Origin of the sequence: Streptomyces canarius, from assembly GCF_014650735.1 — a bacterium.
GTDB lineage: Bacteria > Actinomycetota > Actinomycetes > Streptomycetales > Streptomycetaceae > Streptomyces > Streptomyces olivaceoviridis.
Genome location: NZ_BMVN01000002.1, coordinates 275,227 through 287,668 on the forward strand (window position 1 = coordinate 275,227; position 12,442 = coordinate 287,668).

Genomic DNA, 12,442 nt, shown 5'->3' on the forward strand with positions numbered 1-12,442 from the left:
GCCTGAACCTTCCCGTGGGACACAGGCCGCCAGGGGTGGCCCGTGAAGACCGCGAGGGGCGGGCGGCACCGGACGCGGGTCGGCGTCCGGCGGCGCCCGCCCCTCGGGAGGCGGTCCGGGAGGGTCAGGTCACCCGGCCGCCTGGCTCGTGGCGTCCTCCTTGGCGACCGGGGCCCACGTGTCGACGAGGCCGGGGTGCTGCCGCAGCCAGGCCCGGACGGCGTCCTGCTCCTTGCCCTTGCCGGCCTTCTGGATCCCCGCCTCCAGGCCGGTCAGCTGCTCCTCGGTCATCGAGAAGTCCTTCAGCCACCGGCCGACCTGCGGGTTGTCGGCGGCGAAGCCCTTGCGGGCGAGGGTGTGCACGCCGTCGCCCTCGCCCCAGGCGCCCTGGGGGTCCTTGAGCTTCTTCAGGTCGTAGTCGCTGTACGCCCAGTGCGGTGACCACAGGGTGACGACGACCGGCTGCCTCCTGGCGTAGGCGCGCTTCAGCTCGGCGAGCATGGCGGGCGTGGAGCCGTCGACCACGTCGTAGCTGCCCTGGAGGCCGTATTCCCCCAGCACCTTGCTCTTCAGCAGGCCCATCATGCCGGCGCTGGGCTCGATGCCGATGATCTTCCCCTGGAACTCGGACGCGTGGTCCTTCAGGTCCGCCAGGGAGTTCACGTCCTTCACGTACGACGGGACGGTCAGTTCCAGGGACGTGGGGCCGTACCACTTGCCGAGGTCGTCCAGTCGCTTGCCGTACTTCGCCCAGTACTCGGCGTGGGTGGTGGGCAGCCAGGAGTCGGTCTGGAAGTCGAGCTGGCCGGTGGCGAGGCCGGTGTAGAGCGGGCCGGCCGCGTACTGGGTGGTGGTCACCTTGAAGCCGCGCTCCTCCAGCAGCTCCTTCCAGAGGAAGGTGGAGGCGATGCCCTCGTCCCACGGGATGTAGCCGATCCGGATCTCCTTGCCCTTGCCGATGTCCGCGCCGGAGGCCTCGGAGGTGCCGGCGGAGGAGCCGAAGATCCCGAGCCCGCCCGCGACCAGGGCGAGGACGACCACGCCGACGACGGCGACGGCCGGGCGCGGACGGTACGACCACGCGCGCGTGCGGGCCTTCGCGGCGGCCCTGCGGCCCAGCGGGGAGAGCTGGGTGCCGAGCGCGCCGGTGACGCGGTCCAGGTAGATGGCGAGGACGACGATGCCGACGCCCGCCTCGAAGCCGTAGCCGATGTCGAGTTGGCCGATCGCCTCGTTGACGGCGCCGCCGAGGCCGCCGGTGCCGACCATGCCCGCGATGACGACCATGGACAGGCCCAGCATGATCACCTGGTTGACGCCGGCCATGATGGTCGGCAGCGCGAGCGGGAGCTGGACGCGCCACAGGATGTCGCGCGGGGTGGTGCCGAACGCCTCGGCCGCCTCGACGAGTTCGGCGTCGACCTGGCGGATGCCCAGCTCGGTCATGCGGACGCCGGGAGCGAGCGCGAAGATCACGGTGGCGACGACACCGGCGGCGGTGCCCAGGCCGAAGAAGAGCATCGCCGGGATCAGCAGCACCATCGACGGCATGGTCTGGAGCAGGTCCAGGACCGGCCGTACGGCGGCGCCGACCGCCCTGGACCGGGCGGCCCAGATGCCCAGCGGGACCGAGATCACCAGGGCGATCACGGTCGCCACGAGGACCAGGGCGAGGGTGGACATGGCCCGGTCCCACAGGTCCAGCGAGTCGACCAGCGCGAAACCGGCGAAGGCGAGGACACCGGCGAGCAGGCCGCGCAGCCACCAGGCGAGGACGGCGAGGATGCCGGCCATCAGCAGCGGCTGCGGGGCGGCGAGCACGGCGTCGATGCCGTCGTACATGCCCTCCAGGACCGCCTTGATGGCGTCGAAGAGCCAGGAGAGGTGGTCGACCAGCCAGTTCACACCGGAGTCGACCCAGTCGCCGAGGTGGATCCTAGGCACGGCCGGTCACCTTCCCCCGCGGGTTGTCACAGGGCGCTGGACCGGCCGTCTCCTCGCCGAGGAAGCCGACCAGGCGCTGCCGGGGGACGACACCGACGACGCGGTGCGCCTCGTCCACGACCGAGACGCGGTGGGGCAGCCGGGCGCTGATCGCGCACAGCTCGGTGAACGGGGTCTCGCGGGTCGCGGTCTCGCAGCCGCACAGCGGGGCGTCGGCCGTGACCGAGGTGTCCATGAGGGCACCCGCCGTCAGCACCCGGGACCGGTCGACGTCCTGGATGAAGGAGGCGACGTAGTCGTTCGCGGGGCGCAGCAGGATGTCCTCGGCGGTGCCGGTCTGGACGATGCGGCCGTCGCGCATCACGGCGATGCGGTCGCCGAGCCGCATGGCCTCGTTGAGGTCGTGGGTGATGAAGACGATGGTCTTCTTCAGGGTCTTCTGGAGTTCCAGCAGCTGGTCCTGCATGTCACGGCGGATCAGCGGGTCCAGGGCGCTGAAGGACTCGTCCATCAGCAGGACGTCGGCGTCGGTGGCGAGGGCGCGGGCGAGGCCGACGCGCTGCTGCATGCCGCCGGACAGCTCGTCGGGCCAGGACGTCTCCCAGCCGGCCAGGCCGCACAGGGCGAGCGCCTCGTCGGCGCGGCGCTCGCGCTCGGCGCGGGGCACGCCCTGCACTTCCAGGCCGTAGGCGGCGTTGTCGCGGACGCTGCGGTGCGGGAACAGCGCGAAGTGCTGGAAGACCATGCTGATCTTCCTGGAGCGCAGTTCGCGCAGCGCCCGGTCGGTGAGCGCGGTCAGGTCCTGGCCGTCGAAGCGCACGGTGCCCGCGGTGGGCTCCAGCAGCCCGTTGAGCGTGCGCAGCAGAGTGGACTTGCCGGAGCCCGACAGCCCCATGACGACGAAGATCTCGCCGGCCTCGACGCGGAAGGAGGCGTCGATCACGGCGGCGGTCGTGCCGTCGGCGCGCAGCTCCGTCCGGTCGACGCCCTCGCGGAGGCGTTCCACAGCTTCGTCGGGTCGTCTGCCGAACACCTTGTACAGGTGCTCCACCTCAAGCCTGGCTGACACGCGGACCTCTCGTCTTCGGGGACGGAACAGAGGCCGCGCCTCCCCAGGCCGGGCCGGGGCAAACGCGTGAGTGGCCGGGTTCACGGCGATGCGCGTGACGCAACGCGTTCCGGGAGCGGGGGCCGCTGTCGGTGCCGTGCGGCATGATGCGTGCGTGACCGGACGACTCATGCTTCTCGACACCGCCTCGCTGTACTTCCGTGCCTACTTCGGCGTCCCGGACTCCGTGAAGGCGCCGGACGGCACGCCCGTCAACGCGGTGCGCGGGCTGCTGGACTTCATCGACCGGCTGGTCAAGGACCACCGCCCCGAGCACCTGGTGGCCTGCATGGACGCCGACTGGCGCCCGCAGTGGCGGGTGGACCTCATCCCCACCTACAAGGCGCACCGGGTCGCCGAGGAGCACGAGGGCGGGCCGGACGAGGAGGAGGTGCCGGACACCCTCGCCCCGCAGGTGCCGGTGATCGAGGACGTGCTGGACGCGATCGGGATCGCCCGTGTCGGGGTCGCGGGGTACGAGGCGGACGACGTGATCGGGACGTTCACCGCGCGGGCCGGGGGCCCGGTGGACATCGTCACCGGCGACCGCGACCTGTATCAGCTCGTGGACGACGAGCGCGAGGTCCGGGTGCTGTATCCGGTGAAGGGCGTCGGCACGCTCCAGCTGACCGACGAGGCGGCGCTGCGCGAGAAGTATGGCGTCGACGGGCGGGGGTACGCGGATCTGGCGCTGCTGCGCGGCGATCCGAGCGACGGACTGCCGGGCGTGGCCGGCATCGGCGAGAAGACGGCCGCGAAGCTGCTCGCCGAGTTCGGCGACCTGGCCGGGATCATGGCGGCGGTCGACGACCCGCGGGCGAAGCTCACGCCGTCGCAACGCAAGCGGCTCACCGAGGCCCGGCCGTATCTCGCGGTCGCCCCGAAGGTGGTGCGGGTCGCCGACGACGTGCCGCTGCCGGACGTCGACACGGCCCTGCCGCACACCCCGCACGACCCGGCGGCACTGGAGGCGCTGACGCACCGGTGGGGCCTCGGCGGCTCCTTGCAGCGGCTGCTGACCACGCTCGCGGAGTGAGGCCGGCATATTGCGGAGTGAGGCCGGCCCATATTCCGGCAAAGGGATCTCATCGAACGCTCATCGAAGAGGTGTTGAACCGGCGCGAGGTGCTAACTTAGGTAAACCTAACCGACCCCGCAGGAGGCCGTGATGGCAGAGCGTCCGGGACGAAAGCCGCGCAAGCCCCATACCGCCCAGGTGGTGCGCACCGAGCGGCTGACCCCGCACATGCAGCGCGTGGTGCTCGGTGGCGAGGGCCTGGCCGGATTCGCCGCGGACACCTGCACCGACCACTATGTGAAGCTGCTGTTCGGCGCCGCCGGTGTCACCTACCCGGAGCCCTTCGACCTGGAGCGGATCCGCGCCGAGTTCCCGCGCGAGCAGTGGCCGGTGACCCGGACCTACACCGTGCGCGCCTGGGACCCCGGACAGCGCGAGCTGACCCTGGACTTCGTGGTCCACGGCGACGAGGGTCTGGCCGGCCCCTGGGCGCTGCGCGCGCGGCCCGGCGACACCGTGCGCTTCATGGGCCCCGGCGGCGCGTACGCGCCCGACCTCGGTGCCGACTGGCATCTGCTCGCCGGGGACGAGAGCGCGCTGCCCGCCATCGCCCGCGCCCTGGAGACGCTGCCCGCCGGTGCCCGTGCGCACGCGTTCATCGAGGTCTCCGGCCCGGAGGAGGAGCAGAAGATCGACACCGAGGTGCCGGTCGTCTGGCTGCACCGCGGGGACCGGCCGGTCGGCGAGGCCCTGCTGGAGGCCGTGCGCGGGCTGGAGTTCCCGGAGGGCCGGCCGCACGCGTTCGTGCACGGCGAGGCGAGCTTCGTGAAGGAGTTGCGCCGGCTGCTGCGGGTCGAGCGCCAGATCCCGCGCGAGGACCTGTCGATCTCCGGTTACTGGCGGCTCGGCCACAACGAGGACGGCTGGCAGGCCTCCAAGCGGGAGTGGAACGCCCGGATCGAGGCGGAGCAGGAGGGCGGCCCGGCGGCGGCTGCCTGAGCGAGCGGAGGGCGGCGGCATCCGGAAAGGGTGCCGCCGCTTTCGTGCGCCCGGTTCCCCGTCCCCCGCTCCCGCGGAGTCCCGCCGGGGTCAGTCACCCCGTACACGCGCGTGCAGGTGCATGTCGTGCCAGCCGTCCTGGTGGAGGTAGGCGCTGCGCTTGGTGCCCTCCAGGGCGAAGCCGGCCTTGCCGGCGACCCGGCAGGAAGCGGGGTTGGCGAGCGCGTGCATGAGTTCCAGGCGGTGGAAGCCGATCTCCTCGAAGGCCCAGTGGGTCAGGGCCGTCGCGGCGCGCAGGGCGACGCCCCGGCCCCGCGCCCCCGCCACCGTCCAGTACGCGATCTCGGCGACGCCGTCGCCGAGCACGATCTGGCGCAGCGCGACCCGGCCCAGCAGCTCGTCCGTGCCCTCGTCCACGACGGCCCACTGCGCGTCGCGCTCGTCCGCCCACCCCCCGCGCCACTGCGCGATCCAGCCGGCGGCCTCTTCCGCGGACTCGCAGGACCGGCCGTGCCACTGGCGCAGCACCGGGTCCTCGAAGGCGGCGTGCACGGCGGGTGCGTCCTCGGCCCGCCACGGGCGCAGGAGCGTGCCGCCGGCGGCGGGGAGGGCGGGCTGCGGGACACGGGCGAGGGCGCCGGGGGTCAGGACGGGGCTGGTGAGAAACGGCATGATCCCCATCCTGCCGAGTGCGGGACCGGCGGACCGCCTCTTCCCGACGGCCGGCGGGGTGACCGTGCCCCCGTACCCTTGACCGCGATGAGACGCCGTACCCCGCCCCCGCCCGCCCCGCTCCCCCAGCGCGAGGGCGTGGACCCCGTCCGCGTCCGGCTGCCCGTGGACGGGGCGTGGGCCACCGTGCGGGAGCATCTGGTGGAGCGGCTGACGGGGGCCCCGGCCGGGGTGGTCGAGTCGATGTTCGCCGCCGGGCTGGTGGTCGGGGCCGACGGGCGGGCCGTGGCGCCGGACGCGCCGTACCGGCCGGGGATGTTCGTCTGGTTCCACCGCGAGCTGCCCGCCGAGGTGCCGGTGCCGTTCCCGGTGGAGGTGGTGTACCGGGACGAGCACATCGTGGTGGCCGACAAGCCGCACTTCCTGGCCACGACCCCGCGTGGCGCGCACGTCGCCGAGACCGCGCTGGCCCGGCTCCGGCGTGAGCTGGGCATCCCGACGCTGACGGCGGCGCACCGGCTGGACCGGCTGACCGCCGGGCTGGTGCTCTTCACCGTGCGGCCCGAGGAGCGGGGCGCGTACCAGTCGCTGTTCCGGGACCGGCGGGTGCGCAAGGAGTACGAGGCGGTGGCCCCGTACGACCCCGCGCTCGTGCTGCCCCGGACCGTGCGCAGCAGGATCGTGAAGGAGCGCGGGGTGCCGGCCGCACGGGAGGTGCCGGGCGAGCCGAACGCGGAGACCCGGGTGGAACTGGCCGGACACCGGGCCGGGCTCGGCCGCTACCGGCTCGTGCCGACCACCGGGCAGACCCACCAGCTCCGGGTGCACCTGACCGCACTGGGCGTGCCCATCCTCGGCGACCCGCTGTACCCCGAGGTGACCGCCCCGGTACCGGCCGGCGACTTCCGCCGCCCCCTGCAACTGCTCGCGCGCGGGCTGGAGTTCACCGACCCGGTCACCGGCACGGAACACACGTTCACCAGCGCCCGCGCCCTGCGCGCGTGGACGTCACACGAGGCCTGGGCGGACGGGACCTAGGTCCGGCGGGGGACGTCACACGAGACCGGGGAGGACGGCACCTGGCCAAGGCAAGGGAAACCGCCGCCCACCAGACGGCGCCCACCAGCCGGCGGCAGCCGGGAAGCACCGCTCCCGAGCGGCACGCCGACCCCACTGTCCAGCCCTGCCCCCGCCGGGCGCGCCCCGCGGGCGCAGTCACCCCGGGGCGACCGTGCCAGGCCGGGACCGCCGGGGGTACGGCACCGCTGTCACTCCGCGCGCCACCAGCGCAGCAGTCGGCCCCACAGGCCCCGGGGGCGCGGCGGTTCCGGGGCCGGAGGGGCGGGGGCCGGGATGAAGGACGCGCGGGCGGGTGCCGGGGCCGGCTCGGCGGCCGGGGCCGGGTCGCTGCTCAGGGTGCCGACCTGCCAGTCGGAGCGCTGCGCCGGGAGCGGCATGGCCCGCGGCGGCATGTCGACGTCCTGCTGCGGCTTCGGTTCGAAGCGCACCGGCAGGGCCACCAGGTGCCGGGAGGCGATGGACGACCGCCAGCGCAGGTCCTCCTCGGCGCAGTCGAGCTGGATGTCGGACAGCCGGGTGAGCAGCGCGTCGACGCCGACGTCGGCGATGGCCCGGCCGATGTCCTGGCCGGGGCACTCGTGCGGGCCGCCGCCGAAGGCGAGGTGGGCGCGGTTGCCCTGCATGCTCGCGGACAGGTCGGGCCGCACCCGCGGGTCGACGTTGCCCGGTGCGGGCGCGAAGAGCAGCCCGTCGCCCTTGCGGATCTGCCGGCCGCCCAGCTCGGTGTCCTGCTTGGCGTAGTAGCCGAAGACCGTGCTGAACGGCGGCTCGTCCCACAGGGACTGCTCGATCGCCTCCGGCACGGTCATCTGGCCGCCGTTGAGCTGGGCCCGGAACCCCGGCTCGGTGAGGACCATGCGCAGCGCGTTGGCGAGGAGGTTCGCGGTGGCCTCGTAGGCGGCGAAGAGAACGACCCGCAGGTGTTCGCGGACCTCGTCGTCGCCGAGCCCGGCCGGGTGGGTGAGGAGGTGGCTGGTGAAGTCGTCCTCGGGCCGGACGCGCCGCCGGGTGGTGAGCCGGCTGAGCGCGTCCATGACGTAGGCGTGGCTCTGGTTGGCGGTCTCGGTGCCCTTGAGGGCGTCACGGGCGGCCTGCACCATCCGGTCGTTGTACTCCTCCGGCATGCCGAGGATCTCGCACATCACGGCCATCGGCAGGTGCTCGGCGAACTGGGAGACCAGCTCGGCCCGGCCCCGCTCGCAGAAGCTGTTGACCAGGATCTGGGTGTAGCGGCCGATGTGCCGGCGCACCCCGCGGTGGTCGATGGTCTCCATGGCCGCGGTGACCGCGCCGCGCAGCCGCTTGTGCTCCTCGCCCTCGGCGTGGGAGCAGACGGGCTGCCAGGCGATGTGCGGCATGAGCGGGTGGTCGGGCTTGACCACGCCCTCGCGCAGCGGGGTCCAGATCCGGCTGTCACGGGTGAACTGCGAGGGGTTGCGCACGAGTTGGAGGTTCTCGGCGTGGCCGAGGACCACCCACATCGGTACGTCGTCGTGGAGCAGCACGGGCGCCACGGGGCCGTGCTCCTCGCGCAGGCGCTCGTAGAGGTCGCCGAGGTCCTCCGCGTCGGGGCCGTAGAGCCGGCGCGGGCTCCCCAGGCCGAGGCCGTGCGCGGGGCAGCCCGGTGGCGGACCGGAGAGGGTGTCGGGCGTCCCGGTCGGTGAGGGGGATTCAGGCGTCACAGTGGTCGCTCCGGAGCGGAAGGGGTCGGGGTCGGTGGGCTGCCGGTCAGGTGAGGGCGCCGGACATCGCGAGGGAGTGCAGGAAGCCCATCAGGGTCATCAGCACGTCCTTGCTGGAGGCCCGGCGGCGTACATCGCAGTCGATGATCGGGATGTCCGGGCTCAGGTCGAGGGCGGTGCGCAGTTCCTCGGTCGGGTAACGGGGGGCGTCCGGGAAGGAGTTGACGGCGACGACGAAGGGCACGCCGCCCTCCTCCAGCCGGCCCATCACGTCGAAGCTGACCTCCAGGCGCCGGGTGTCGACCAGGACGACCGCGCCGAGGGCGCCTTCGAACAGGCCGTTCCACAGGAACCAGAAGCGCTCCTGGCCGGGGGTGCCGAAGAGGTAGAGCACCAGCTTCTCGGTGATGCTGATCCGGCCGAAGTCCATGGCCACGGTGGTGGCCGTCTTGGACTCGGATCCGTAGTCGTCGTCGACGCCGATGCCGGCCTGGGTCATGGTCTCCTCGGTGGTCAGCGGTCTGATCTCGCTGACCGAACCGACCATGGTGGTCTTGCCGACGCCGAAGCCGCCCACGATCACGATCTTCACCGCGGCCTGCGCGGTGTGCGGCAGGTGGTCCTCGGTGCGCGGGCCGGGGAGCGTGTCAGAGCCTTTGAAGTCCATGCATCACCGCTTCGAGGAGTGAACGGTCGGGGAGCGCCTGGCGGACGATGGGGGCGCGCGCCTGCACCAGTTCGGCCGTGATCAGCTCGGTGAGCAGGACGGTCATCGTGCTGAACGGCAGTCGGAGGTAGGCCGACAGCTCCGCCACGGACAGGGGGGCCCTGCAGAGCCGGAGCACCGCCGCCTGCTCCGGGGTGGCGGAGACCGGGGGCGCGGAGCGCGCCACGATCAAGGTCACCAGATCGAGTTCGGCGCGGGCGCCGTCACCGGACCCGGCGACGGAGTACAGCCGTTCCGGGTTGTCGCCCGGCCCCTTGGCCTCCGCCGCCTCCGCCGCCTCCGTCGACGGGGACCGCGGGGGCTGTGGAGCGGGCGGGGGCTGCGGCCTGCGCCGCATGCGTCGTGGAGGGGTCATACGGTCTGCCCGTTCCGCCGGGGCGGACTGGTGAGGTGGGCGCCGATCCGGACGACGAGGTCGCGCATCATGCCGCTCATCCGCCCCGGTTCACAGGTCACGTCGGAGAGCACGGCGAGGTAGGCGTTGGGGCCGGCGTTCATGAGGTAGAAGTAGCCGCCGTCGATCTCGAAGACGACGGTCTTCATGTCGCCGGCGCCGGGCAGCTCCTGGATGATGGCACCGGCCAGGCTCTGCACGCCCGCGCAGGCTGCGGCGACCCGGTCGGCGGCGTCGGGGTCGCCGCCGTAGCGGGCGATGCGCAGGCCGTCGGCGGAGAGGACCACGATCATCTCGATGCCCGGCACGCCGTCGTTGAGCTGCTTGAGCATCCAGTCCAGGTTGCCTCGCTGCTGGATCACTTGGGGTCCCCCTCGTCGTCGGCCTCGGTGGCGCCCTGGACGGGGTCGGCCGAATCTTTGAGCAGATGCAGGTACTTGGTGGGGTGGAGCGTGAAGTCGGTCAGCTGGGAGGTGGGGGTGTCCGGGGGCATTCCCTCGCGCAGGCCGTCCCAGAATGCCTCCATCCACATGCCCGGCGGCCGTTCCATGAGCTTCTTGCGCTCGGGGTCCATCTCCGGCTCGGGTTCCGGCTCGGCCTGCTTCTGGGACCAGATGGTCGGCCGGCCCTCGCGCTCGGCGCGTTCGATGGCGGCCTGTTCGGCGTACCGCTGGCTGAGCGGGACCTTCACCCGGCTGCGGCGCTGCGGGAGGCCGCCCGCGGTCCACTCGGTGACCTCGGGGACGTCGTCCTCCAGCGAGATCCCGGCGGGGATCTTGGGGCTGGTGGGGCGGCGCTTCTTGGGCGGGCGCTTGGGGCCCTCGACGGCGTCCGCCGTGGGGATCTGGGCGGCGGCGGCCCCGATGCCGTGCGCGGCGCCGACGCCGGGTTCGGTGGTCGTCATGACGCGCGGCACCACGAGGATCGCGCGGACACCGCCGTACGCGGAGGAGCGCAGCGAGACGTCCATGTCGAACCGCTTGCAGAGGCGGCCGACGACGGCGAGGCCGAGGCGCGGGTTCTCGCCGAGGTTGTGCGCGTCCTCGCCGTTCTTGGCGTCCTCGATCATTCGCTCGATGCGGGCGCGGGACTCCTCGCTGAGGCTGACGCCGCAGTCCTCGATCTCGATGACGATGCCGGTCTGCACCTCGACGGCGGTGACGTGCACCTTCGTCGACGGCGGCGAGTAGCGGGTGGCGTTGTCGAGGAGTTCCGCGGCGGCGTGGATGACCGGCTCGACCGCGGTGCCCTTGATGTTGATGTTGACGATCGAGGCGAGGTTGATGCGGCGGTACTCCAGGATGCGGGACATCGCACCGCGCAGCACGCTGTAGAGGGAGACCGGCTTGGGCCACTGGCGGCCCGGCCGGCCGCCGCCGAGGACGGAGATGGTGTCGGCGAGCCGGCCGATCAGCGAGGTGCCGTGGTCGATGCGCAGCAGGTCGTCGAAGACCTCGGGGTTGCGGCCGTGGTCCTCCTCCATCTCGCGCAGTTCGTAGGCCTGCTGGTGGACGATGGCCTGGACGCGGCGGGCGACGCTCACGAAGGAGCGCTCGGTGGCGTCACGCATCGAGATCTCCTGGTCGGCGCCGCGCAGCGCGATGCGCACCAGCTCACGGTAGCCCTCGGGCAGGCCGCGCAGGTCGGGGTCCGCGTCGAACACGTCGCGTACGACGTCCCGCAGCACCTGGCCGCGGCGCAGCCGGTAGAAGCCGGCGGGCAGGACGTCGGTGGCGAAGCGCTCCATCAGATCGTTGTGCGCGGCGATCCGCCGCTCCAGGTACGCGGCGTGACGGGCGTGTTCGGCCCGCGCCTCGCGGAGCAGACGGCCGCGCCGGGCGGCCTCCCCGGCCGTGCCGAGGACCAGCAGGACGGCCAGCGCTCCGCACACGCCGACGACGAGCCGGGCCGTGGGCGGTACCAGGGCGACGGCGGCCCCGGCCGCCGCGGCCATCACTATGGCCGGTGGCAACAGCACGCGCGCATAGGGACGTTCACGGCGACCGGGAGGCTTCTGAACACTCACCATGGATGCCTTCTGAGACGAATCGGCTGGGTTCGGGGGTGCTTGCGGGGGGAAGACAAACAGAACCTGTCGGGATGCGTTCCGCATATGGGAACAGACGCACGATTTGGCTCAACTCGGTGCGCCGCGGGCGAGCTTAGTCCGACCGGATCATCGCCGTGTCATATTCGGCAAGCACCTGAAATCGCCCTGCGGGCGGAGTACTCTCAACTCCTTTTGCACACTGGGCTTTTGCTCGCACACGAGGAGTAACGGCGCACGGGCGTACGGAAGCCGCTCACCGTGCGGGGTGAAACGGGAACAGGGGCCACACCTCGACGGCCGCGCCTCCCGTTCACCGATGTGACCGCCCTCACCCGGTCACGTCGAGCAGGTGTGCGGCGCGGTGCTCCCGGCCATGGACAGGGCGGCGGCGTCATGCGGCCACGGCGCGGTGCCGCTCCGGTACGACGGCGAGGCCGTCCAGCGGCGCCATGGCCCGCTCCCCCCGCGTCCCAGCGCGAACGCGACGACCCGCCCACGCCCTCCGATACGCCCTGCGCCATCCACGGGACCACGCCCCGCGAAGCCGGACCCGCAGACGGTCCCGAGCGTGCCGCACGGTCCCGGACGCCGACCGACGGCCGAGCACCGGTTTCCTCCGGTTCACGGCCCCTGCCGGACCCCGATCAGCGCCCCGCGTCATGCGGCCACGGCGCAGTGCCGCTCCGGTACGACGGCGAGGCCGTCCAGCGGCGCCATGGCCCGCTCCCCCCGCGTCCCAGCGCGAACGCGACGACCCGCCCACGCCCT

The 12,442-nt window shown here is 72.8% G+C and carries 11 protein-coding genes; 3 read left to right on the forward strand and 8 right to left on the reverse strand.

Annotated elements, in window-relative coordinates; genetic code table 11:
• Nucleotides 1–129 precede the first annotated feature (129 nt).
• Together IE294_RS03755 and IE294_RS03760 are read right to left on the reverse strand one after the other, a co-directional pair.
• Nucleotides 130–1,944, reverse strand: a complete 1,815-nt coding sequence (locus tag IE294_RS03755; protein WP_189882223.1) for an ABC transporter permease/substrate binding protein — start codon at nt 1,942–1,944, stop codon at nt 130–132.
• On the reverse strand, nt 1,937–3,013 hold the full coding sequence (locus tag IE294_RS03760; protein WP_189882225.1) for a quaternary amine ABC transporter ATP-binding protein: 1,077 nt from the start codon (nt 3,011–3,013) through the stop codon (nt 1,937–1,939). The genes IE294_RS03755 and IE294_RS03760 overlap by 8 nt, the downstream gene beginning before the upstream one ends.
• Before the next feature lie 154 nt (nt 3,014–3,167).
• Between IE294_RS03760 and IE294_RS03765 the strand changes: the two genes are divergently transcribed.
• Together IE294_RS03765 and IE294_RS03770 are read left to right on the forward strand one after the other, a co-directional pair.
• Complete coding sequence (locus IE294_RS03765) at nt 3,168–4,088, forward strand: 5'-3' exonuclease (protein ID WP_189882227.1); 921 nt, start codon at nt 3,168–3,170, stop codon at nt 4,086–4,088.
• A gap of 132 nt (nt 4,089–4,220) precedes the next feature.
• Nucleotides 4,221–5,069 (forward strand): siderophore-interacting protein, encoded by an 849-nt coding sequence (locus IE294_RS03770; protein WP_189882229.1) that lies wholly within the window; start codon nt 4,221–4,223, stop codon nt 5,067–5,069.
• Between the two features lie 90 nt (nt 5,070–5,159).
• Here IE294_RS03770 and IE294_RS03775 read toward each other — a convergent pair whose 3' ends face one another.
• The gene (locus tag IE294_RS03775; protein ID WP_189882231.1) at nt 5,160–5,741 is read right to left on the reverse strand and encodes a GNAT family N-acetyltransferase; all 582 of its coding nucleotides are present in this window, start codon (nt 5,739–5,741) and stop codon (nt 5,160–5,162) included.
• Nucleotides 5,742–5,828: 87 nt separating this feature from the next.
• On the opposite strand from IE294_RS03775, the gene IE294_RS03780 reads away from it, so the two are divergent.
• Nucleotides 5,829–6,779: an RluA family pseudouridine synthase gene (locus IE294_RS03780; protein ID WP_189882233.1), complete on the forward strand. Its 951-nt coding sequence runs from the start codon at nt 5,829–5,831 to the stop codon at nt 6,777–6,779.
• 230 nt (nt 6,780–7,009) lie between these two features.
• Here the strand turns inward: IE294_RS03780 and IE294_RS03785 are convergent, their stop codons facing one another.
• Genes IE294_RS03785 through IE294_RS03805 form a run of 5 tightly spaced genes read right to left on the reverse strand, consistent with a single transcriptional unit; the run spans nt 7,010 to nt 11,653 of the window.
• Nucleotides 7,010–8,503 (reverse strand): cytochrome P450, encoded by a 1,494-nt coding sequence (locus IE294_RS03785; RefSeq protein WP_189882235.1) that lies wholly within the window; start codon nt 8,501–8,503, stop codon nt 7,010–7,012.
• Nucleotides 8,504–8,549: 46 nt separating this feature from the next.
• Complete coding sequence (locus IE294_RS03790; protein ID WP_189882237.1) at nt 8,550–9,170, reverse strand: GTP-binding protein; 621 nt, start codon at nt 9,168–9,170, stop codon at nt 8,550–8,552.
• Nucleotides 9,151–9,585 carry a DUF742 domain-containing protein gene (locus IE294_RS03795; RefSeq protein ID WP_189882239.1) on the reverse strand — a complete coding sequence of 145 codons (435 nt, stop codon included), beginning with the start codon at nt 9,583–9,585 and terminating at the stop codon, nt 9,151–9,153. The genes IE294_RS03790 and IE294_RS03795 overlap by 20 nt, the downstream gene beginning before the upstream one ends.
• Nucleotides 9,582–9,986 carry a roadblock/LC7 domain-containing protein gene (locus IE294_RS03800; RefSeq protein ID WP_030654027.1) on the reverse strand — a complete coding sequence of 135 codons (405 nt, stop codon included), beginning with the start codon at nt 9,984–9,986 and terminating at the stop codon, nt 9,582–9,584. Before IE294_RS03800 ends, IE294_RS03795 begins: the two co-directional genes overlap by 4 nt.
• Nucleotides 9,983–11,653 carry a sensor histidine kinase gene (locus IE294_RS03805; protein ID WP_229917011.1) on the reverse strand — a complete coding sequence of 557 codons (1,671 nt, stop codon included), beginning with the start codon at nt 11,651–11,653 and terminating at the stop codon, nt 9,983–9,985. The genes IE294_RS03800 and IE294_RS03805 overlap by 4 nt, the downstream gene beginning before the upstream one ends.
• Nucleotides 11,654–12,442 lie beyond the last annotated feature (789 nt).